This window comes from Variovorax paradoxus, from assembly GCF_030811855.1.
Taxonomy (GTDB): domain Bacteria; phylum Pseudomonadota; class Gammaproteobacteria; order Burkholderiales; family Burkholderiaceae_C; genus Variovorax; species Variovorax paradoxus_L.
Genome location: NZ_JAUSRN010000007.1, coordinates 265,552 through 287,878, shown reverse-complemented (window position 1 = coordinate 287,878; position 22,327 = coordinate 265,552). Strand labels below are relative to the sequence as shown.

The following is a 22,327-nucleotide window of genomic DNA, read 5'->3' as shown; positions in this document are numbered from 1 at the left end:
GGCATGCAGTGCGCGAAGGCTGGAGGGCGATCAACAGTTATTTCCAGAGCGCGCAGGTGCTCTCTTCCTTGGTCGTGTAGACCTGGTCGCCCGGCACCTTCTTGACGATCTTCAGCAGGTCCCACGGGCCCTTGGATTCCGACGGCTTCTTGACCTCGGCCAGCAGCATGTCGTGCACCATGCGGCCATCGGGGCGGATCATGCCCTTGGCGTAGAAGTCGTTGATAGGCGTCTTCTTGAGCTGGGCCATGACCTTGTCGGCGTCGGTGCTCTTCACGGCCTCGACGGCCTTCAGATAGGCCATGGTGGCCGAGTAATCAGCAGCCTGGATGTCGGTTGGCTTGTTCTTGGTCTTGGCTTCGTAGCGGGCCGCCCACTTGCGCGACTCGTCGTCGGCGTCCCAGTACCAGCTGGTGGTGTGCAGCAGGCCTTGCGTGGCCGGCAGGCCCAGGCTCTTCACGTCGGTGAGAAACACCAGGAGGCCCGCAACCTTCATCGACTTGTCGATGCCGAATTCCTTCGACGCCTTCATCGAGTTGATGAAGTCGCCGCCGGCGTTGGCCAGGCCCAGCACCTGCGCCTTGGAATTCTGCGCCTGCAGCAGGAAGGACGAGAAGTCCGATGCGTTGAGCGGTGCGCGCACGGCGCCCACCACGGTGCCGCCCTTGGACTTGACGACCTTGGCCGTGTCGGCCTCGAGCGCATGGCCGAAGGCATAGTCGGCCGTCAAAAAGAACCAGCTCTTGCCGCCGGTGTCGACCACTGCGCCGCCGGTGCTCTTGGCCAGCGCGACCGTGTCGTAGGCGTAGTGCACGGTGTAGGGGCTGCACTGCGCGTTGGTGAGTGCCGAAGTTGCTGCACCGTTGGTGAAGAACACGCGCTTCTTCTCCTGCGCCACCTTGGCGGTAGCGAGCGCAACACCCGAGTTGGTACCGGCGAAGATCATCGTCGCGCCAGCCGTGTCGATCCATTCACGCGCCTTTGAGGCCGCGATGTCGGGCTTGTTCTGGTGGTCGACGCTCAGCACTTCCACTGGCTGGCCGAGCACCTTGCCGCCCATGTCGTCGATGGCCATCTGGATGGCCGTTGCGCCGCCCTTGCCTTCCAGGTCGGCGTACAGGCCCGACAGGTCGCTGATGTAGCCGATGACGACCTTCTCCTGCGCCTGCACGGCATGGCTGGCAAGACCCGCGGCGCCGAGCATGAGTGCAATGATCTTGAGCTTGTTTTGCATGGTGTCTCCTGGGATGGTTGAGAGAGTCAACGGAAAAAAAGCGATGGCGGCCGCGGCTACACGCCCAGCAGTTCGCTGAGCACGGGCATCTTGGCGTCGAGTTCCTTGGCGCCGAAGGCCTCGACCATGCGGCCGTGCTCCATCACGTAGAAGCGGTCGGCCAACGGCGCCGCGAAGCGGAAGTTCTGCTCCACCATCACGATGGTGTAGCCCTTGGCGCGGAGGGTGTGGATCATGCGGGCCAGCGCCTGCACGATGACCGGCGCCAGGCCTTCGGAAATTTCGTCGAGCAGCAGCAGCTTGGCGCCGGTGCGCAGGATGCGCGCCACCGCGAGCATCTGCTGCTCGCCGCCCGAAAGCCGCGTGCCCGGGCTGTTGCGGCGCTCGGCCAGATTGGGAAACATCTCGTAGATCTCGGCCACCGACATGCCCTGCCCCGCACCCTTGAGCGCCGGGGGCAGCATCAGGTTTTCTTCCGCCGAGAGGCTGGCGAAGATGCCGCGCTCTTCGGGGCAATAGCCAATGCCCAGGTGCGCGATGCGGTGCGTCGCCATGCCGATTGTCTGCACGCCGTTGACTTCGATGCTGCCCTTGCGCGAGCCGGTCAAGCCCATGATCGCGCGCAGCGTGCTGGTGCGCCCCGCGCCGTTGCGCCCAAGCAGCGTGACCACCTCGCCGGGCTGCACCACCATGTTGACGCCGTGCAGCACGTGCGATTCGCCGTACCAGGCGTGCAGGCCTTTGATTTCGAGCGCGGCGGTCATGTCAATGCGCTCCTTGCAACTGGCCGTCGGTCGTGCCCATGTAGGCCTCCATCACCTGCGGATTCTTCGAGACTTCGGCGTATGGCCCTTCGGCCAGCACGGCGCCGCGCTGGAGCACGGTGATGGTGTCGGCAATGGTCGAGACCACACTCATGTTGTGCTCGACCATGAGGATTGTGCGGCCCGCAGACACGCGCTTGATGAGTTCGGCCACGCGGTGCACGTCTTCATGGCCCATGCCCTGCGTGGGCTCGTCGAGCAGCATCAGCTCGGGATCCATGGCCAGCGTGGTGGCAATCTCGAGTGCGCGCTTGTGGCCGTACGGCAGGTTCACGGTCAGCTCGTCGGCTTGGTCCGCGAGGCCGACTTCAGCCAACAGTTCGCGGGCGCGTGAATCGAGCGGCACGAGCGTCTTCTCGCTCTTCCAGAAATGGTACGAAGTGCCGAGCGCGCGCTGCAGCCCGAGGCGCACGTTCTCGAGCAGCGTGAGATGAGGGAACACCGCCGAGATCTGGAACGAGCGGATGATGCCGCGCCGAGCGATCTGCGCCGGCCGTTCGCCCGTGATGTCCTGCCCGTTGAAAAGGATCGTACCGCTGGTCGGCTCGAGAAACTTGGTGAGCAGGTTGAAGCAGGTGGTCTTGCCGGCGCCGTTGGGCCCGATGAGCGCATGGATGGAGCCGCGCACCACCGACAGATTGACCTTGCTGACCGCGGTGAACCCCTTGAATTCCTTGGTGAGCTGGCGCGTTTCGAGAATGACGTCGCTCATCTCGCGAAATCGCCCGGGTTCAGAAAAGATATGTCGGTCATGCGGTCCATCTCGATGCGCCACTACCGAGCGCGGCCTGATTGTTCGTGGGTGCCTCCTGCTTGCATACTGGGGCAAATGCCTATGCTGCAGTGCAACCTGTGCGCGCCATCACTGCCTTGCATCGATGACTGTCGTCACAATGACAATGACCCGCCGGTTTTGACCTCTAGCTCCATGCCGAAGTTCCGATCACCCGAATTCCTGACAGGCCACATCCTGCACACGCTGGCTTTCTACGAGCCGGTCAGCCGCGACTCATCAGGCGGCTTCTTCCACTTCTTCAAGGACGACGGCACGGTGTACGACCGGCGCACGCGTCACTTGGTCAGCAGCACACGCTTCGTGTTTAACCATGCAATCGCCTACCGCCGATTCGGCAGGCCGGATGACCTTGCGGCGGCACGCCACGGCTTGGCTTTCGTGCAGCATGCACACGCGCGGCCGGGCGGCGGCTACGCATGGCAGATCGACTGGCACGACGCACGCGCCATAGTGCAGGACGACACCAACCATTGCTACGGCCTCGCCTTCGTGCTGCTCGCGCACGCGCATGCGCTGGTGGCTGGCATCGGCGAAGCGCGTGCGGGGCTGGCGCAAACCTGGGAGTTAATGGAACAGCGTTTCTGGGAGCCGCAACATGCGCTCTATGCGGACGAGGCCAGCGCCGACTGGCATGTCAAACCCTATAGAGGCCAGAACGCCAACATGCACGCGTGCGAGGCGATGCTCGCCGCGTTCGAGGCCACGCAAGACGCGCGCTATCTCGATCGTGCGCTCACGCTCGCCGAGTCGATCACGGGCCGGCAGGCCGCGCTGGCCGATGGGCTGGTGTGGGAGCACTACCGCGAAGACTGGTCGGTCGACTGGGACTACAACCGCGGCGACAAGAGCAACATCTTCCGGCCCTGGGGTTTCCAGACCGGCCATCTCACCGAATGGGCCAAGCTGTTGCTTCAGCTTGAGCGCGCGCTGGTTGCCTCAGGCCGCGAGGCGGATTGGATCGTGCCGCGTGCCCGGCACTTCTTCGACACCGCCATGCTGCGCGGCTGGGATCCCGTGAACGACGGACTGGTCTACGGATTCGGCCCCGATGGCACGGTGTGCGACGGCGACAAGTACTTTTGGGTGCAGGCCGAGAGCTTTGCCGCGGCCGCACTCCTCGCCGTGCGCACCGGCGACGACGCCTACTGGAACTGGTACGACCGCATCTGGGCCTATAGCTGGGCGCACTTCGTCGATCACCGGCACGGTGCGTGGTATCGCATCCTCACGCCGGACAACCGCAAGCTGAGCGACGAGAAGAGCCCCGCCGGCAAGACCGACTATCACACCATGGGTGCGTGCTACGACGTGCTGCGCGCACTCGGCGCCTGAAGCAGCGCGCCTTTCTTCTTCACGAGCCTAGTGCGCGCCTGCCGCGGCATCGCCGCCCGCGCCGCCCTTTTGCGGCCTTGCCAGCCACACCAGCGGAATCAGCAGCAGGAACAGGATGGCTGACGCATAGAAGATGTCGTTGGTGGCCAGCATGAACGATTGCTGATCGACGATGCGGTTGACCTGCCCCAGTACCTGCTCCGTGCTCAAGCCGCTGCTCGCCAGGCCGGACATGGCGCTGGTCGCCGCGTTGTTGCCCTGGTTCACCGATTCCGCCAGCTGCGAGTGATGCAGCGCGGCCCGGTTCTCCCACAGCGTGGTGGTGATCGACGTGCCCATCGCGCCCGCGGTGATCCGCAGGAAGTTCGACAACCCCGACGCGGCCGGAATGCGATCGGGCGTCAGGCCCGACAGCGTGATGGTTACGAGCGGAATGAAGAAGAACGCCATCGCAATGCCCTGGATGATCGTCGGGATGATGATCGTCACGAAGTCGGCCTGCGTGTTGAAGTTCGACCGCATCCACAGCACCAGCGCGAACACCAGGAACGAGAAGGTGGCGTAGCGGCGCGGATCGATCTTGCCGACCGTGAGCCCGACCACCGGCGAGAAGAAGATGGCGAGCAGACCCACCGGCGCCATGATCATGCCGGCCTGCGTGGCGGTGTAGCCCATCCATTGCTGCAGCCACAGCGGCAGCAGCACGACGTTGCCGAAGAACAGGCCGTACGCCACGGCGGTGGCCACCGCGCCCGACCAGAAGTTGCGGCGCTTGAAGAGCGACAGGTCGACCACCGGATGCTTGTCGGTCAGCTCCCAGATGAGGAAGAAAGCAAAGCCGACCACGGCGATGACGGCCATCGTGACGATCTCGGGCGAATGGAACCAGTCGAGTTCCTTGCCCTTGTCGAGCATGAGCTGCATCGAGCCGACCCACAGCACCAGCAGCGCGAGGCCGATGGCGTCGATCGGCACCTTGTGCGTGGTGCTCTCGCGCTTGCGGTAGAGCGCCCAGGTAATGGCCGCGGCCACGATGCCCACCGGGATGTTGATGTAGAAGATCCACGGCCAAGAGATGTTGTCGGTGATCCAGCCGCCGAGCAGCGGCCCCATCACCGGGGCAACCAGCGTCGTCATCGACCACATCGCCATCGCGAGGCCCGCCTTGGCGCGCGGGTAGCTCGACAGCAGCAGCGTCTGCGACAGCGGAATCATCGGACCGGCAACGAAGCCCTGCAGCGCGCGAAACAGGATCAGCGTCGTCATGTTCGGCGCCAGGCCGCACAACAGAGAGGCAACCATGAACAGGATCACGCTGGCCATGAACAGGCGCACCTGGCCGAAGCGCTGCGTCATGAAACCCGTGAGCGGCACCGCGATGGCATTGGCCACCGCGAAGCTGGTGATGACCCAGGTGCCTTGCGTGGTGCTAACGCCCAGGTCGCCAGAGATAGCCGGCAGCGACACGTTCGCAATCGACGAGTCGAGCACGTTCATGAAGGTGGCGGCCGAGAGCGCGATCGTGCCCCAGACGCGGGCGGCGCCCTCGAGCGGCGGATGCGCAACGTAAGCGGGAGCAGCAGTGGCCATTGGCTTTGCCTCAGGAATCCGTTGAGACGATCAGCCGGGGTGGGACTGCGAAGAAGCACCTTGCGCCGCGGTGCCGGCGCTGGCTGCCGGCGCGGCCGAGCGGGCCGCCGCAGGCACAACAGAACCTGCCGGCGCGCCGCGTCCGAGGTTCGCGGCAACGATGCGATCGACTTCGGCGTCGGCACCCTGGTCGAGCTTGCTGTAGACCTGCGTCTGCGACATGGCGGTGGCGCGCGGCGCATCGGCCAGCATCTTGCCGCCCTTCTGCGAGATGTCGATCTCTGCATCCATCGAGAGGCCGATGCGCAGCGGGTTGGCCTTGAGCTGCTCAGGGTCGAGCGCAATGCGGACCGGCACGCGCTGCACCACCTTGATCCAGTTGCCGGTGGCGTTCTGCGCAGGCAGCAGCGCAAAGGCGCTGCCGGTGCCCACACCCAGGCCCGCAACCTTGCCGGTGTATTCGACCTTCTTGCCGTAGACGTCGGCCTTGAGCTTCACGGGCTGGTCGATGCGGATGTTGCGCAGCTGCACTTCCTTGAAGTTGGCATCGACCCACAGCTGGTTGAGCGGCACGATGGACATCATCGGCGTGCCTGCTGCCACGCGCTGGCCGAGCTGCACGGTGCGCTTGGCCACGTAGCCGTCGACCGGCGCCGGCAGCGCCACGCGCTGCGTGGCGAGGTAGGCCTCGCGCACCTTGGCCGCCGCGGCCAGCACGCTCGGGTGCTGCGCCACGCTGGTGCCTTCGGTCAGCGACTGGTTGCTGGCCAGCGCTTCGCGCGCGGCCACCACGCCTGCCTGCGCAGCAGCCAGCTGGCTCTTCGCATTGTCGAGCGACGTCTCGGCGTGGTTGAGTTCTTCCTTCGAAACCGCGCCGTTACCCGACAACGCGCGGCGGCGCTGCAGGTCGTCCTGCGCCTTGGCGATGTCGCTCTGCGCCCGGGCGATGTCGGACTGGCGCAGCGTAACCTGCGCGGCCAGCGAGCCGTTGTTGGCATACAGCGTGCGCACCTGGCGCACGGCCTGCGCGAGCGCGGCCTCGGCCTGCTCGAGCGCCACCTTCGCATCGGCGGGGTCCAGTTGCACCAGCGGCTGTCCGGCCTTCACGAAGTCCGTGTCGTCGGCGTTGATGGCCATGACGGTGCCGCCGATCTGCGGCGTGATCTGGATGACGTTGCCCTGCACGTAGGCGTTGTCGGTGTCTTCGTAGTGGCTGGCAACCAGCCATTCGTATAGGCCCCAGCCGCCGCCGGCCACGATCACCACGGCCGCGAGCGCCGTGAGCGCACGCCGGCGCTTGCCGTTGCCGGCGGGTGCTTCGGGAGCCGCGGAAGTATTCGCTGCAGCGGATGTCGGAGTGTTGTTGTCGCTCATGATGAAGTTCTTTCCGAAGTCGGTTCAGTTCAGTTCAGTGCGGATGAAGCCGGTGCCGTGGCGGTGGCCGTCGCGGGCGGCTGCCATCCGCCGCCGAGCGCGCGTGCCAGGCCCACCTGCGTGTCGAGCGCGCGGGCGGCAAGATCGACCGCCAGCCGGCGCTGCGCGAGCACGGAGGTTTCCGCGGTCAGCACGTTGAGATAGTTGCCGAGGCCGGCGCGGTAGCGCTGCACGGCGATGTCGTAGGCACCTTCGGCTGCCGTCTGCGCGGCGCGCTGTTCGGCCTGCTGGCGGGCGATCGACTGGGCGCTCGACACCTGGTCGGCTGCGTCGCGCACCGCATCGAGAACGGTGGCGTTGTAGCTCTCTATCGCGCCGTCCAGGTCGGCCGCCTTGCCGCGCAGGTTGGCGCGCAGCCGGCCCCCTTCGAAGATCGGCAGATGGATGGCCGGGCCCACGCCCCACTGCTCGCTGCCCGACTTGAGCAGCTTGCCGAATCCGAGGCTCTGGAAGCCGACGAAGGCCGTGAGGTTCACGTTGGGATAGAACTGGGTCTTGGCATTGGCCACGTCGCTGGAGGCGGCCTCGACGCGCCAGCGCGCAGCGGCAATGTCGGCACGACGTCCCAGCAGATCGGCCGGAATGTTGGCCTGCAACGCGATGGGCTTGACGGCTTCGAGCACCGGCGGCTTGAGCGACGCCGACACATTGGGCTGGCCGACAAGCGCATCGAGTGCGTGCTGCTGCAGCGCGATCTGTTCGTTGAGCGCTTCGATCTGCTGGCGCGCTTCGGGCAGGCCGCCTTCGCTTTGGCGAAGTTCGAGGCGGGTGTCCAGGCCTGCGGAAACGCGATCGCGAACGAGCTTGAGTGTTTCGTCGCGCTGAGCCAGCGTGCGCTGGGCCACGCCGAGCTGCTCGTTCAACCGAGCCCACTGGAAGTAGCTGCGCGCCACGTTGCTGGCCAGCAGCACGCGTGCGGCATCGGCATCGGCGGCCGCGGCATTGGCGCTGCCGATGGCGGCTTCCAGCGCCGTGCGGTTCTTGCCGAAGAAGTCGAGCTCCCAGCTTGCGCCGAGCTGCAGGAGGCCGATGTTCTGCGTCGAGCCGCCCAGCGGGGCGGGATAGATGTAGTTGCTGTTGAACTTCTGGCGATTCAGGTCGAGTTCGCCATTCACCTTGGGCTTCAGGGCCGACTCGGCGATGTCCGCGGAAGCCTGCGCCCGCGCGAGGCGCGCGCGTGCCACCTGGAGATTCGGATTGCCGGCCACGGCCTGGTCGATCAGCGTGTCGAGCTGCGCATCGCCGAAGGCTCGCCACCATTGGCTGTCGACACTGGGTACGACGGCTGCGCGGCTGTCGGCGGCAATGCCGAGCGACGACGCATCGCGAAGCTTCGCCTCCGAGCCGATGCCGGCCATATCGGCACAACCGGCCAGCGCGACCACAAGGAGCGCAGCAGCGACGACGGGGGTGCGGCGCGCCACGCGCGCGGCAAGAGATTCAGTCATTTTTTTCTCCACGGGCCGCGAGGGCCTGCGCGTTGTCGAGGATGCGGCGCAGGTAACCCTTGAGCTGCTCCCACTCTTCGTTGGTGAAACCCGCCAGATGCTCGTTCTGCACGCGGCTCAGCACGTGCGGGACTTCCTTGGCGGCGGCACGGCCTTCTTCGGTGAGTTCGATGTTGACGACGCGGCGGTCTTCCAGCGAGCGGACGCGGCGGCACAGGCCCTTGGCCTCGAGGCGGTCAAGCAGGCGCGTCATGGCGCCTGCGTCGAGCTCGCAGGCGCGGGCCAACTCGGCCACCGTGGTGGCCGCGCCAACGTGCAGCTTGTACAGGGGCAACCATTGGGGGAAGGTGGGGCTGCCGGGTTCGCACATGCGAGTTTCCACGGCCTGGGCCACGGCGCTCAATATGCGCCGCATCAGATACCCGATGCTCTCCTCGGCCTGGTAGGTCTCGGCACGGTAGAAGTCCGCCGGCCGGAGCTTGGGGTCGCCGGACGCTGGCGGGACTTGCGGGGTATCTGCATCACTCATGGCCAGAATATTAGTTGCCCAAGCAATTATTGTCAAGGCTGCCTTTGTGACGGCAAGCGTCGGTAGAATCCGCGCCATGGCTTCTTCCCCTCTGTCTACTCCAGCCAAGGGCTCGCCCCGGTCGCTGTCGGGCTTGAGCCCCTTTCTTCGGCCATACCGCATCCAAATCGTTCTGGCGGGCATCTTTCTGGTGTTCGCGGCCATCACGACACTGGTGTTTCCGCTGGCGCTGCGCAGCTTGATCGACGGCGGCCTGGTCAGTGCAGACAAGGGCGCACAAACCATGGCGCTGCGCGAGCACTTCGGCGCCCTCTTCGCGGTGGCCGTGGCTCTCGGGCTTTTTTCAGCTGCGCGCTTCTACACGGTGAGCTGGCTTGGCGAGCGCGTCACCGCCGACTTGCGCAACGCCGTATACAACCACGTGCTGCGCCAGAGCCCCGCGTTCTTCGAGACGACGCAAACTGGCGAAGTGCTGTCGCGCCTGACGGCCGACACCACCCTGGTACAGACGGTGGTCGGCTCATCGCTGAGCATGGGCTTGCGCAACGCGGTCATGGGCGTGGGCGCGCTGGCGGTGCTGATCTGGACCAATCCCTACGTGATGGTTCAGGTGCTGGGCATCCTGGTGCTGGTGGTGCTGCCGAGCATGTGGTTCGGCCGGCGCGTGCGCAAGCTGTCGCGCGCCAGCCAGGACCGGGTGGCCGACTCGAGCGCCATCGCCGCCGAGGTCCTTAATGCGATTCCGGTGGTGCAAAGCTACACGGCCGAATCGCGCGAAGCCGGCCGCTTCAACACCTCGACCGAGAATGCATTCAGGACCGCCGTGCGCCGCACCAAGGCGCGCTCGGTGCTGGTGGCCTTCATCATCATCGCCACCTCGGCCGCGCTGCTCTGGGGCCTGTACCAGGGCACGCAGGCGGTGCTGCGCGGCGACATCACGGCCGGCCACCTGGGGCAGACCGTGGTCTACGTGGCCATTCTCGCGAGCGCGACCGCCGTGCTCGGCGAGGTGTATGGCGACCTGCTGCGCGCGGCGGGCGCCACCGAACGCCTGATGGAACTGCTGCATGCGCCCGCGGCGATCGTCTCCCCGCCGAATCCGGCGGCTGCAGCCATTCCCGTGGCGGGCAGCGCGGTCAAGTTCGAGGCGGTGACCTTCCACTATCCGTCGCGGCCCGGCACCCCGGCGCTGAAGGACTTCAGCCTCCACATCGCGCCCGGAGAAACGGTGGCGCTGGTGGGCTCGAGCGGCGCGGGCAAGAGCACGGTGTTCCAGCTGCTGCTGCGCTACTACGACCCGCAGTCGGGGCGGCTGCTGCTCGACGGCGTGCCGCTGGCCGCGCTCGCGCTGCCCGATCTGCGCACCCGCATCGGCCTGGTGCCGCAGGACGCAGTGATCTTCTCGGCCAGCGCTTTCGAGAACATCCGCTATGGCCGTCCCGACGCCACCGCGGACGAGGTGCATGCCGCCGCCCGAGCGGCCTTCGCACACGACTTTCTCAAGGCTCTGCCCGAGGGCTACGACACTTTCCTGGGCGAGCGCGGAGTGCGCTTGTCGGGCGGACAGCGCCAGCGCATCGCGATTGCGCGCGCCATTCTCAAGAACCCGCCTCTCCTCTTGCTGGACGAAGCAACGAGCGCGCTCGATGCGGAGAGCGAGCGCATGGTGCAGGCTGCGCTCGAATCCGCCATGGAAGGCCGGACCACCCTGGTGATTGCGCACCGTCTGGCGACCGTGCAGAAAGCCGACCGCATCATCGTGCTGGATCACGGCGGCATCGTCGAGCATGGAACACATGCCACGCTGGTGGCGCAAGGCGGGGTCTATGCCCGCTTGGCGGCCCTTCAATTCACGGCTTGATCCTGCAGCAGCAGGAAAGTGATTACTGGAGCGTTTCCTTGAGCGCGGCCGGAATCGGCAGCGGCATCACCGGAATGCCTTCTTCGAGCAGCGCCTCGGTCTGCTCACGGGTGGCCTGGCCGCGGATGCCGCGCTCCTCGGCTTCGCCGTAGTGCATCTTGCGCGCCTCGTCGGCAAAGCGCTCGCCGACGTCCTCCGTCTTTGCGAGGACCTCGCGCACCGCGCGCATCCAGCGTGCCTCGGGAGACATTTCGGCCGGCAGCTGCGCCTTGCCGGGCGAGTCCGGGGCCGAGGATGCCGCGGCCTCCGCCGGCGCCTTGGCGTTGCCGAGGTTGAGGCGCGGCGCGCTCAGAAGCTTGACGATGCGCGTGTCGGCGCAGACCGGGCATTCGACCAGACCGGCCGAGAGCTGGGTTTCAAACGCCTCGTTGGACGCAAACCAGCCTTCGAAGCCGTGGCCATGCGAGCAGCGTAGATCGAGAACCTTCATGCGCGGATTATCCCGCGCCGCCTTGCGCAGCGGGGGACTGCCAATCGAGTTCCCATGCGCCCGAGAGGACGTTCTGCAGCCAGAGCGCGCAAGTAAGCGACTTGGCGTCGGTGATCGTGCCGTCACGGCACCAGCCGGCCACTTCCTGCGGCGTGGCCGTGAACACGTCAAGAAACTCGCCGTGGTCGAGCTGGCGCGTGCCGAGCGAAAGGCCCCGCGCAAAGTAGATGTGGATGATCTCGGTGGAATACGCCACCGCCAGGTGCATGGCGCCGGCATAGGCCCATTCGCGCGCTGTGTAGCCGGTTTCCTCAAGCAGTTCGCGCTGGCCGCAGAGAAACGGATCCTCGCCCGCGTCGAGCTTGCCGGCTGGAAACTCAGTCATGACGTGCGCGACGGGGTAGCGGTACTGGCGCTCCAGCACCACGCGGCCGTCGTCGAGCAGCGGAACCACCACCACCGCGCCTGGATGGATCACGTATTCGCGCGTGGCGGTGTGACCGTCGGGCAGGCGCACGGTGTCGCGACAGACCTGGAGGAAATTGCCCTTGAGCAGGACCTCGCTGGCGGTGCGTTCTTCCTTCAGGTGCGATTCGGCAGTGGAGATGGAAGTCATGTCAGTGCCTGTGCTTCATGAGGTAACGCCAGGTGAATCCTGGAAATGCCAGCACGATGAAGAGCGCGCCGGTCACCGCATAGAACTCCCAGCCCTGCGGGACGATCTGCCCTGCCCTGCGTTCGAAAAGCAGGCCGACGCCGCCGGCAACGAAATACATCGTCACCAGTTCGGCAAGGCGGATCGCCAGCGACTTGGGCTGGCTGCGCAGCCGTATGGCGCCAAACAGCCGGTCGTTGAGGAACGGCAGGTTGGCGGCCAAGAGCGCCACCACGAGCACGACCCAGACCGAGGCGGTTTGCGACACCGTGCGCTGGCCGAGATCAGTTGGCCAGCGTCGCCACGATGGCGTTGGCGCACAGCGTCATGAGGCCGCCGGGAACGATGCCCAGCACGAGAATCAGCAAGCCGTTGATCGACAGCACGGTGCGCACGTCGCGCGGCGCGGAGACGGTGCTGGCCGTGACGGGTGCGTCGAAATACATGACCTTGACCACCCGCAGGTAGTAGAACGCGCCGATCAGCGAGGTGATCACCGCGAACACGGCCAAGCCGATGTAGATCGCCTGGCCCGACGCGATCAGCGCCTGCAGCACAGCCAGCTTGGCATAGAACCCGACCAGCGGCGGCAGGCCCGCGAGCGAGAACATCGCAATCGCCATCACGCCGGCGTACAGCGGGCTGCGCTGGTTCAGGCCGGCCAGGTCGGTGATCTCTTCGCTTTCGAAACCCTCGCGCGCCAGCAGCAGGATGATGCCGAAGCTCGCCAGCGTGGTCAGCACGTAGGTCACGATGTAGAACATCGAGGCGCTGTATGCGAACTGCGCGTTGTAGGTATTGCCGTTGACCACGCCCGCCACCAGGCCAAGCAGCATGAAGCCCATCTGCGCAATGGTCGAGTAGGCCAGCATACGCTTGAGGTTGGTCTGCGCAATGGCGGCCAGGTTGCCCACCAGGAGCGACGCAATGGCCAGCAGCGTCAGCATCTGCTGCCAGTCGATTGCCAGCGGCAGCAGCCCTTCCACCAGCAGGCGGATGATGATCGCGAAGGCGGCCAGCTCGGGCGCCGCGCCAATCAGCAGCGTGACCGCAGTCGGGGCGCCCTGGTACACGTCAGGCACCCACATGTGGAAAGGCGCAGCCCCCACCTTGAAGGCCAGGCCCGCGACGATGAACACCAGGCCGAACACCAGCACCTGATGGTTCACCTTGCCGCTGGCGATGATCTTGAACACCTCGTTCACGTCGAGCGAACCCGTCGCGCCGTACATCATGGAGAGGCCATAGAGCAGGAAGCCGCTGGCCATGGCGCCGAGCACGAAGTACTTCATGGCCGCCTCGCTTGCCACCGCGTTGTCGCGGCGCAGCGCCACCAGCGCGTAGCTCGAGAGGGTAAGCAGTTCAAGGCCCAGGTAGATCAAGAGGAAGTTGCTGCCCGAGATCATCACGAACATGCCCAGCAGCGCAAACATGCTGATGGTGAACATTTCACCGCCGCGCAGCATGTCGCGGTCCGCCGCATAGGGCCGGCCGTAGACCAGCGTGACCATCAGGGCGACGGTGGCAAAGCACTTGAGCCAGTTGCCCATGGGGTCGCTCACGACCATGCCGCCGAAGCCGTAGACCGTCTTGCCGTCGTTGGCGGCGATGCCGGTCAGCACGGCCACCACCGTGAGCGTGAGCAGCGTCAGGATGTAGGTGCGCGTGCGCTGCGCACTGGTGCTGGACAGGTCGACCAGCGCAATGATGCAGGCCATGACCAGCAGCACGATTTCGGGGTAGATCGCGACCCAGCTGAGTTTGTCAATCATCTCGTTCTCTTCTTCAGCGTGGCAGTTTCGAGGTTGCCACGTGGCGCAGGAGCTCCGTGACCGAGGCATCCATCGCAGCGGTGAACGGCTTCGGATAGATGCCCATCCACAGCACGGCAATGGCCAGCAGCGACAGCATCAGGAATTCGCGGGCATTGATGTCGGTGAGTTCCTTGACGTGGTCGTTGCCGACCGGGCCAAGGTAAACGCGCTTGTACATCCAGAGGGTGTAGGCCGCACCGAAGATCAGGGCAGTGGCGGCACCCAGGCCGATCCAGAAGTTGGCCTTGACCGCACCCAGGATGACCATCCACTCGCCCACGAAACCAGCGGTGCCCGGCAGGCCGCAGTTGGCCATGGCGAACAGCAGCGCGAACGCGGCAAACTTGGGCATGGTGTTGACCACGCCGCCGTAGTCGGCGATCTGGCGCGAATGCACGCGGTCGTACAGCACGCCAATGCCAAGGAACATGGCGCCCGAGACGAAGCCGTGCGCAATCATCTGCACGATGCCGCCGGACACGCCGAGCTCGTTGAAGATGAAGAAGCCGAGCGTGACGAAGCCCATGTGCGCGACGGACGAATACGCCACCAGCTTCTTCATGTCTTCCTGCACCAGCGCCACCAGGCCGACGTAAATCACCGCGATCAGCGACAGCCCGATCATGAGCCAGGCCCATTCGTGCGAGGCGTCGGGTGCGATGGGCATCGAGAAGCGCAGGAAGCCGTAGGCACCGAGCTTCAGCATGATTGCAGCCAGCACGGCCGAGCCGCCGGTCGGCGCTTCGACGTGCACGTCGGGCAGCCAGGTGTGGACCGGCCACATCGGCACCTTGACGGCAAAGGCGGCAAAGAACGCGAAGAACAGGAAGGTCTGCGCCGTGGAACCCAGCGGCAGCTTGTGCCAGCTCAGGATGTCGAAGCTGCCGCCCGACTTGTTGTACAGGTAGATCAGCGCCACCAGCGTCAGCAGCGAGCCGAGCAAGGTGTAGATGAAGAACTTGAAGGCCGCGTAGATCTTGTTCGGGCCGCCCCAGATGCCGATGATGAGGTACATCGGAATCAGCGTGGCTTCGAAGAACACGTAGAACAGGATGCCGTCGAGCGCGGCGAACACCCCGATCATGAAGCCCGAAAGAATCAGGAACGCGGCCATGTATTGGTTGACGCGCTCGTTGATCACTTCCCAGGCCGAGATCACGACCACCACGGTGGTGAACGAGGTCAGCAGCACCAGCCACAGCGACAGGCCGTCGATGCCGATGTGGTAGCTGACATTGAAGCGCGTGATCCAGCTCGCCTTTTCGACGAACTGCATCGCGGCGGTGCCGTTCTGGAAGCCCGTGTACAGCGGCACGGTCACCAGGAAACTGACGATCGCACCGATCAGTGCGACCCAGCGCACGCCCCTGGCGTGCTCGTCACGGCCGAACGCCAGCAGCGCGACACCGAATGCGATAGGCACCCAGATGGCAAGGCTCAACAAACCCATTTTTCTTTTTCTCCAGCGCTAAGCCAAAGCTCAGCGTTTGAACCAGACGAAGTACGTCATCAGGATGAAGATGCCGAGCAGCATCGCGAAGGCGTAGTGATAGATGTAGCCCGACTGGATCCAGCGCACCGCACCCGAGACGCGCCCAACGACCTTCCAGGAGCCATTGACCAACGCGCCGTCGATCAGTGCCTGGTCGCCGCCCTTCCACAGGCCGGTGCCAAAGCCACGCGTGGCGCGGGCAATGACGTTCTCGTTGAACCAGTCGAGGTAGTACTTGTTTTCCAGCAGGCGGTAGATCGGTCCGAAGGCGCGCTTGATCGCGGCCGGCAGCGCCGGATTGACCATGTACATGTAGAACGACAGCACTACGCCGGCCAGCGCCAGCCAGAACGGCGCCGCCGTCAGGCCGTGAATTGCCATGGCCACGGGACCGTGGAACGCTTCTCCGAGCTCCTTCATGGCATGGTGCTTGTGGGCGTCGACGGCAATGGCTCCCTTGAAGAACTCCCCGAAGAGCATCGGCTCGATGGTCATGAAGCCGATCACCACCGAAGGGATGGCCAGCAGCACTAGAGGCAGCCACACCACCCAGGGCGACTCGTGCGGCTTCTCGCCGTGGTGGCCATGGTTCTCGTCATGCTCGGCATGTTCGTCGTGGTGGTGCGCGTCGGGGTTCAGGTCGTAGCGCTCCTTGCCGTGGAACACCAGGAAGTACATGCGGAACGAGTAGAACGCCGTCACGAACACGCCAGCCAGCACCGCGTAGTAGGCGAACTGCGCGCCCCAGAGGTGGCTTTCGTGCACCGCTTCGATGATGCTGTCCTTCGAGTAGAAGCCGGAGAAGAACGGCGTGCCGATCAGCGCGAGCGAACCCACGAGCGAGGTGATCCATGTAATCGGCATGTACTTGCGCACGCCCCCCATCCAGCGGATGTCCTGGTTGTGGTGCATGCCGATGATCACCGAGCCCGCACCGAGGAACAGCAGCGCCTTGAAGAAGGCGTGCGTCATCAGGTGGAACACCGCGACCGAATAGGCAGAAGCGCCGAGTGCCACCGTCATGTAGCCGAGCTGCGAGAGCGTCGAGTACGCAACCACGCGCTTGATGTCGTTCTGGATGATGCCGAGGAAGCCCATGAACAGCGCCGTGATGGCACCGATCACCAGGATGAAGCTCAAGGCGGTGTCGCTCAGTTCGAACAGCGGCGACATGCGCGCCACCATGAAGATGCCGGCGGTCACCATGGTTGCCGCGTGGATCAGCGCCGAGATGGGCGTGGGGCCTTCCATGGAATCGGGCAGCCAGACGTGCAGCGGAAACTGCGCGCTCTTGCCCATGGCGCCAATGAACAGGCAGATGCAGATCACGGTGATCAGCATCCACTCGGTGCCGGGGAAGGTGATGCCGGCCAGCGTGCCGGCCTTGGCGAAGGCTTCGCCGTAGTTCAGCGTGCCAGCGTAGGCTGCAATGAGGCCAATGCCGAGAATGAAGCCGAAGTCGCCCACCCGGTTGACCAGGAACGCCTTCATGTTCGCGAAGATGGCCGTGGGCCTGTTGAACCAGAAGCCGATCAGCAGGTACGACACCAGGCCCACCGCTTCCCAGCCGAAGAACAGCTGGAGCATGTTGTTGCTCATGACGAGCATCAGCATCGAGAAGGTGAACAGCGAGATGTAGGCGAAGAAGCGGTTGTAGCCCTCGTCTTCTTCCATGTAGCCGATGGTGTAGACGTGCACCATCAGCGACACGAAGGTCACCACGCACATCATCATGGCCGTAAGGCCGTCGACCAGGAATCCGACTTCCATCTTGAGGCCGCCGACCACCATCCATTCGTAGAGGGTGGCGTTGAAGCGGGCGCCGTCCACAATGACCGACTTCAGCGTCATTGCCGAAATGATGAAGGCGACGAAAACGCCGAGGATGGTCAGCGAATGCGTGACTTTGCGGCCGATGTGGTTGCCGCCGAACTTGGTGCCGAACAGGCCGGCGACGACGGCGCCGACCAGGGGTGCCAGCGGCACGGCCAGCAGGGTGGATGCAGAAAGGGTTGCGCTCATACTGCTTTCAACCCTTGAGGGAGTTGAGTTCGTCGACGTTGATGTTGGATTTGTTGCGGAACAACAAGACCAGCAGCGCGAGACCGATGGCCGACTCGGCCGCGGCCACCGTCAGGATGAAGAACACGAAGATCTGGCCATGCATGTCGCCCAGGTAATACGAGAACGCCACGAAGTTCATGTTCACCGCAAGCAGCATCAGCTCGATGGCCATCAGCAGCACGATGAGGTTCTTGCGGTTCAGGAAAATGCCGATCACCGAAAGCGCAAAGAGCATGGCGCCGAGTGAAAGAAAGTGTCCGAGCGTGAGCGTCATGCCTTGTTTTCCTTTGCCACTGCTGCTGCTGCGTCGGCGGGTGCTTCCACCACGGGCTCGGCAGCGCGCGTGACCGGCATCTGCACGATGCGCACGCGGTCGCGCGCCTTCACGCGCACCTGGTCGGACGGGTTGACGTACTTGCTGTCCTTGCGGGTGCGCAGCGTCAAGGCAATGGCGGCCACGATGGCCACCAGCAGGATGACGGCTGCAATCTCGAGCGGATAGAGGTACTCGGAATACAGCAGCTTACCGAGTTCGAGCGTGTTCGAGCTGTTGGCAGAGGTGGTCGCCATGGCACGCGGTGCTTCACCGAGACGGAAGCCGCCCATCAGCACTGCGGCCATCTCGAGCGCGATGAGCGCGCCTACGCCGGCTGCCAGCGGAAAGTGCTTCCAGAAGCCCTCTCGGAGGCCGTCGACGTTGATGTCCAGCATCATCACGACGAACAGGAACAGCACCATCACCGCACCGACATAGACGAGCACGAGCGAGATCGCCAGAAATTCGGCGCGCAGCAAAAGCCAGATCGCCGAAGCCTGGAAGAAAGCCAGCACCAGGTACAACGCGGCGTACACGGGATTGCGGGCGGTAATGACGCGGAAGGCTGCAAACAGCAGCACCACGGCAAAGAGATAGAACAGACCGGTCTTGACGTCCATTGGAATTCGAATTGGTACGGGGTTCGGGCTGAGCGGGATCAGCGGTACTTGGCGTCGGCCGCCTTGTTCGCTGCAATTTCTTTTTCGTAGCGGTCGCCCACGGCCAGCAGCATGTCCTTGGTGAAGTACAGGTCGCCGCGCTTTTCGCCGTGGTATTCGAAGATGTGGGTCTCGACGATCGAATCGACCGGGCAGCTTTCTTCGCAGAAGCCGCAGAAAATGCACTTGGTCAGGTCGATGTCGTAGCGCGTGGTGCGGCGTGAGCCGTCGTCGCGCACATCGGATTCGATGGTGATGGCGAGCGCCGGACACACGGCCTCGCACAGCTTGCAGGCAATGCAGCGTTCTTCGCCGTTTTCATAGCGGCGCAGCGCATGCAGGCCGCGAAAGCGCGGCGAGAGCGGCGTTTTTTCTTCGGGGAACTGCACCGTGATCTTGCGGGCGAAAGCGTATTTGCCGGTGATCGCAAGGCCCTTGAACAGTTCGAACAGCATGAAGCTGCCCAGAAAATCCTTGAGCGAGAACGGAGCGGACGTTGTTGCGGTGTGCGCAGCAGACATGATGTTGGCGCTTCCAGTTATTTCCAGATGTTGAACGGGGTCTGCATCCAGGCACCGACCACGACCAGCCACACGAGCGTGACCGGAATGAAGATCTTCCAGCCCAGACGCATGATCTGGTCATAGCGGAAGCGCGGGAACGTCGAGCGAACCCACAAGAACATGGTGACCACGCAGAAGGTCTTGGCACCGAGCCAGATCCAGCCGGGAATGAAGCTCAGGAACTCGAACGGAGGCAGCCATCCACCGAGGAACAGCACCACGCACAAGATCGAGACCAGCCACATGTTGGCGTACTCGGCCAGGAAGAACATGGCAAAGCTCATGCCCGAGTACTCGATCATGTGGCCCGCGACGATTTCGGACTCGCCTTCGACCACGTCGAAGGGGTGGCGGTTGGTTTCAGCCAGGCCCGAGATGAAGTAGACGACGAAGATTGGCAGCAGCGGCAGCCAGTTCCACGACAGGAAGTTGAGGCCCATGTCAAAGAAAATGCCCTTGCCCTGGACATTCACGATCTCGCTCATGTTCAGGCTGCCCGAGACCATCAGCACCACGACGAAGCAGAAGCCCATCGCGATTTCGTAGCTCACCATCTGCGCCGAGGCGCGCAGCGCACCCAGGAAGGCGTACTTCGAATTCGAAGCCCAGCCGGCAATGATCACGCCATAGACCTCGAGCGAGGTGATAGCCATCACAAACAGCAGCCCGGCGTTGATGTTGGCCAGCGCCATTTCAGGACCGAACGGAATCACGACCCACGCGACGAGCGCCGGCATGATGGTCATGATCGGGCCCAGCAGGAACAGGCCCTTGTTGGCGACCGTCGGAAGAATGATTTCCTTGGTCATCAGCTTGAGCGCGTCGGCGATGGGCTGCAGCAAGCCCAGCGGTCCGATGCGGTTGGGGCCGATGCGGATTTGCGTGAAGCCGATGGCCTTGCGTTCCCACAACGTGAGGTAGGCCACGGCCCCCATCAGCGGAAGCACGACCACGATGATCTTGATCAGCGTCCAGATCACGGGCCAGGCCGCGGCCGTCCACCAATGTGCATGGACCAGGCCCTGGCCGAATGCATTCACAGCGTCGATCATGCCAAGGCCTCCTCGGCACGGGCCGGTGCTGCCAGTGCGTTGCGCGCATCGGCAGTGAGTTGCAGCGAAGGCGCGCGGCGCACGATCGAGTCGAGCTGGTAGATGCTCGCAACCACGGGTGCGGAAACCGCGTCCGTCGAAGCCACCGCTTGTGCGGCGGTTGCATTGCTGAGGGCGTTGTGCGGCACGGCGCCGTTGTCACCGATGGTTTGCAGCACGTCGACGGTCGATTCGAAGGCAAAGCCCGGCAAGCCGAGCAGGTTGGCCAGCACGCGCAGTACCTTCCAGGCCGGACGCGCTTCACCTTGCGGCTTCACGACGGCATGGAAACTTTGCACGCGGCCTTCGGCATTGACGAATGTGCCCGGCGTTTCGGTGAACGGCGCGATGGGCAGCAGCACGTCGCTGAATTCGAGGTTGGCTTTGAACGGGCTCAGCGTGACGACCATTTGCGCATTGCCGATGACATCGGCGGCTGCGGCGCCAGCGGCTGAATCGAACACCGGTTCAGTGTTGAGCAGCAGCACGGCCTTGAGGCCTGAGCCAGTGGCGAGCATGCGGCCGGCATCGAGGCCGCCGTTCTTCGGGAACGCGCCGACGAGTTGCGCGCCCACGGTGTTGGCGGCTTCGGTCAGGTAGCCGACGGTGGCGCCGGTCTGCGCGCCGATCCAGTTGGCGAGGGCCAGCAGGCTGCTGGCTTGCGCGTGGTGGGCGGCGGCATTGCCGAGCAGGATGGCCTTGCGCTCGCCGCTCAGCAGCGAGGCTGCAATGGCTTGTGCGGCGGCATCGGGTGCGTTCTTCGGTGCCAGCGGCGCAGCGGCGCCGTTGGTCTGGCCGATGGCAGCGGCCACGGCGGCCAGCGCCTCGACCCACTGGTCGGCTTCGACGATCGTCGATTGCGCCACGTTCATGGCCCACGCTTCGCGGTCGGCCATGAGGCTGGCCGAGGTGATCACCGACAGCGCGGCGCCCTTGCGCACGGCCTGACGGACGCGCTGCGCGAACAGCGGATGGTCCTTGCGAAGATTCGAGCCGACGACCAGCGCGCGCTGCAGCTGTGTGAGCGATGCGATCGAGGTGCCGAGCCAGCGAACGCCTTCGAACGCCGCAAATTCGGCGTTGCGCAGGCGATAGTCGATGTTGTCGCTGCCGAGTTCACGCGTGAGCATGGCGGCAAGCTGCAGCTCTTCGAGCGTGCTGTGCGGGCTCACCAGCGTGCCGATGCTCTGCGCGCCGTGGTCGGCCTTGATCTGCTTGAGGCCATTGGCCACGTATTCGAGCGCGGTCTGCCAGTCGACCTGGTGCCATTGGCCGCCCTGCTTGAGCATGGGCTGCGTGAGGCGTTCCGGGCCGTTGAGGCCTTCGTACGAGAAGCGGTCGCGGTCGGCGATCCAGCACTCGTTGACGTCTTCGTTCTCGAGCGGCACCACGCGCATCACGCGGTTGTTCTTGACTTGGACGATCAGGTTGGCGCCGGTGGAATCATGCGGGCTCACCGACTTGCGGCGCGACAGCTCCCAGGTGCGGGCGCTGTAGCGGAACGGCTTGCTCGTGAGCGCGCCGACCGGGCAGATGTCGATCATGTTGCCCGACAGTTCGGAGTCGACCGAATCGCCGAGGAAGGTTTCGATTTCGGAGTGCTCGCCGCGTTGCGTCATGCCGAGCTCCATCACGCCGGCCACTTCCTGGCCGAAGCGGACGCAGCGCGTGCAATGAATGCAGCGGCTCATTTCTTCCATGCTGATCAGCGGGCCGACGTCCTTGTGGAAGACGACGCGCTTTTCTTCTTCGTAGCGCGAAGAAGAGCCGCCGTAGCCCACCGCCAAATCTTGCAGCTGGCACTCGCCGCCCTGGTCGCAGATGGGGCAATCCAGCGGGTGGTTGATCAGGAGAAACTCCATGACCGACTGCTGCGCCTTGATCGCCTTCTCGCTCTTGGTGCGAACGATCATGCCCTGCGTGACGGGCGTGGCGCAGGCCGGCATCGGCTTGGGCGCTTTTTCCACGTCGACCAAGCACATGCGGCAATTGGCCGCGATGCTGAGCTTCTTGTGATAGCAGAAGTGCGGGATGTAGGTGCCCGCCTTGTCGGCCGCATGCATCACCATGCTGCCTTCGGTCACTTCGACCTTCTTGCCGTCGAGTTCGATTTCGATCATGAGTATGTTTCTTCT

At 64.5% G+C, this 22,327-nt stretch carries 20 protein-coding genes; 2 read left to right on the top strand and 18 right to left on the bottom strand.

Features of this window, described 5'->3' with window-relative positions; genetic code table 11:
* Positions 1 to 37: 37 nt before the first annotated feature.
* The 3 genes from J2X92_RS15840 to J2X92_RS15830 are packed head-to-tail and all read right to left on the bottom strand — an operon-like array spanning position 38 to position 2,770.
* A complete protein-coding gene (locus J2X92_RS15840; RefSeq protein ID WP_307576908.1) occupies positions 38 to 1,234 on the bottom strand; it encodes an ABC transporter substrate-binding protein in 1,197 nt (398 codons plus the stop codon).
* Positions 1,235 to 1,290: 56 nt separating this feature from the next.
* Positions 1,291 to 1,998, bottom strand: a complete 708-nt coding sequence (locus tag J2X92_RS15835) for an ABC transporter ATP-binding protein (RefSeq protein WP_307576907.1) — start codon at positions 1,996 to 1,998, stop codon at positions 1,291 to 1,293.
* A 1-nt stretch (position 1,999) separates the two neighbouring features.
* Positions 2,000 to 2,770 (bottom strand): ABC transporter ATP-binding protein, encoded by a 771-nt coding sequence (locus J2X92_RS15830; protein ID WP_307576906.1) that lies wholly within the window; start codon positions 2,768 to 2,770, stop codon positions 2,000 to 2,002.
* A gap of 216 nt (positions 2,771 to 2,986) precedes the next feature.
* On the opposite strand from J2X92_RS15830, the gene J2X92_RS15825 reads away from it, so the two are divergent.
* On the top strand, positions 2,987 to 4,186 hold the full coding sequence (locus J2X92_RS15825) for an AGE family epimerase/isomerase (protein ID WP_307576905.1): 1,200 nt from the start codon (positions 2,987 to 2,989) through the stop codon (positions 4,184 to 4,186).
* Positions 4,187 to 4,213: 27 nt separating this feature from the next.
* Here the strand turns inward: J2X92_RS15825 and J2X92_RS15820 are convergent, their stop codons facing one another.
* Genes J2X92_RS15820 through J2X92_RS15805 form a run of 4 tightly spaced genes read right to left on the bottom strand, consistent with a single transcriptional unit; the run spans position 4,214 to position 9,187 of the window.
* Entirely contained in the window at positions 4,214 to 5,776 is a 1,563-nt protein-coding gene (locus tag J2X92_RS15820; protein ID WP_307576904.1) for a DHA2 family efflux MFS transporter permease subunit, read from the bottom strand.
* Positions 5,777 to 5,806: 30 nt separating this feature from the next.
* Positions 5,807 to 7,150 carry an HlyD family secretion protein gene (locus tag J2X92_RS15815; RefSeq protein ID WP_307576903.1) on the bottom strand — a complete coding sequence of 448 codons (1,344 nt, stop codon included), beginning with the start codon at positions 7,148 to 7,150 and terminating at the stop codon, positions 5,807 to 5,809.
* 29 nt (positions 7,151 to 7,179) lie between these two features.
* Positions 7,180 to 8,658, bottom strand: coding sequence for an efflux transporter outer membrane subunit (locus J2X92_RS15810; RefSeq protein ID WP_307576902.1), 1,479 nt, complete (start codon positions 8,656 to 8,658; stop codon positions 7,180 to 7,182).
* Positions 8,651 to 9,187 carry a MarR family winged helix-turn-helix transcriptional regulator gene (locus tag J2X92_RS15805; RefSeq protein ID WP_093017457.1) on the bottom strand — a complete coding sequence of 179 codons (537 nt, stop codon included), beginning with the start codon at positions 9,185 to 9,187 and terminating at the stop codon, positions 8,651 to 8,653. The genes J2X92_RS15810 and J2X92_RS15805 overlap by 8 nt, the downstream gene beginning before the upstream one ends.
* 76 nt (positions 9,188 to 9,263) lie before the next feature.
* Here J2X92_RS15805 and J2X92_RS15800 point away from each other — a divergent pair, with 76 nt between their 5' ends.
* Positions 9,264 to 11,048 carry an ABC transporter transmembrane domain-containing protein gene (locus J2X92_RS15800; RefSeq protein WP_307576901.1) on the top strand — a complete coding sequence of 595 codons (1,785 nt, stop codon included), beginning with the start codon at positions 9,264 to 9,266 and terminating at the stop codon, positions 11,046 to 11,048.
* Positions 11,049 to 11,070: 22 nt separating this feature from the next.
* Here the strand turns inward: J2X92_RS15800 and J2X92_RS15795 are convergent, their stop codons facing one another.
* From J2X92_RS15795 to nuoG, 11 genes are read right to left on the bottom strand one after another with little or no spacing between them, the layout of a single operon-like run.
* Entirely contained in the window at positions 11,071 to 11,538 is a 468-nt protein-coding gene (locus tag J2X92_RS15795) for a DUF1178 family protein (RefSeq protein ID WP_307576900.1), read from the bottom strand.
* Positions 11,539 to 11,545: 7 nt separating this feature from the next.
* On the bottom strand, positions 11,546 to 12,154 hold the full coding sequence (locus J2X92_RS15790) for an NUDIX domain-containing protein (RefSeq protein ID WP_307576899.1): 609 nt from the start codon (positions 12,152 to 12,154) through the stop codon (positions 11,546 to 11,548).
* A 1-nt stretch (position 12,155) separates the two neighbouring features.
* A complete protein-coding gene (locus J2X92_RS15785; protein WP_307576898.1) occupies positions 12,156 to 12,461 on the bottom strand; it encodes a DUF2818 family protein in 306 nt (101 codons plus the stop codon).
* A gap of 16 nt (positions 12,462 to 12,477) precedes the next feature.
* A complete protein-coding gene (gene nuoN, locus J2X92_RS15780) occupies positions 12,478 to 13,965 on the bottom strand; it encodes an NADH-quinone oxidoreductase subunit NuoN (RefSeq protein ID WP_307576897.1) in 1,488 nt (495 codons plus the stop codon).
* A gap of 13 nt (positions 13,966 to 13,978) precedes the next feature.
* On the bottom strand, positions 13,979 to 15,457 hold the full coding sequence (locus J2X92_RS15775; protein WP_307576896.1) for an NADH-quinone oxidoreductase subunit M: 1,479 nt from the start codon (positions 15,455 to 15,457) through the stop codon (positions 13,979 to 13,981).
* A 30-nt stretch (positions 15,458 to 15,487) separates the two neighbouring features.
* The gene (nuoL, locus tag J2X92_RS15770) at positions 15,488 to 17,521 is read right to left on the bottom strand and encodes an NADH-quinone oxidoreductase subunit L (RefSeq protein ID WP_307576895.1); all 2,034 of its coding nucleotides are present in this window, start codon (positions 17,519 to 17,521) and stop codon (positions 15,488 to 15,490) included.
* A 7-nt stretch (positions 17,522 to 17,528) separates the two neighbouring features.
* Positions 17,529 to 17,837, bottom strand: a complete 309-nt coding sequence (gene nuoK / locus J2X92_RS15765; RefSeq protein ID WP_012748597.1) for an NADH-quinone oxidoreductase subunit NuoK — start codon at positions 17,835 to 17,837, stop codon at positions 17,529 to 17,531.
* Positions 17,834 to 18,499 (bottom strand): NADH-quinone oxidoreductase subunit J, encoded by a 666-nt coding sequence (locus tag J2X92_RS15760; RefSeq protein ID WP_307576894.1) that lies wholly within the window; start codon positions 18,497 to 18,499, stop codon positions 17,834 to 17,836. Before J2X92_RS15760 ends, nuoK begins: the two co-directional genes overlap by 4 nt.
* Positions 18,500 to 18,537: 38 nt before the next feature.
* On the bottom strand, positions 18,538 to 19,059 hold the full coding sequence (gene nuoI, locus J2X92_RS15755) for an NADH-quinone oxidoreductase subunit NuoI (protein WP_055805171.1): 522 nt from the start codon (positions 19,057 to 19,059) through the stop codon (positions 18,538 to 18,540).
* A gap of 17 nt (positions 19,060 to 19,076) precedes the next feature.
* Positions 19,077 to 20,153 carry an NADH-quinone oxidoreductase subunit NuoH gene (gene nuoH, locus J2X92_RS15750; protein WP_307576893.1) on the bottom strand — a complete coding sequence of 359 codons (1,077 nt, stop codon included), beginning with the start codon at positions 20,151 to 20,153 and terminating at the stop codon, positions 19,077 to 19,079.
* Positions 20,150 to 22,312 (bottom strand): NADH-quinone oxidoreductase subunit NuoG, encoded by a 2,163-nt coding sequence (nuoG, locus tag J2X92_RS15745; RefSeq protein ID WP_307576892.1) that lies wholly within the window; start codon positions 22,310 to 22,312, stop codon positions 20,150 to 20,152. The genes nuoH and nuoG overlap by 4 nt, the downstream gene beginning before the upstream one ends.
* Positions 22,313 to 22,327 lie beyond the last annotated feature (15 nt).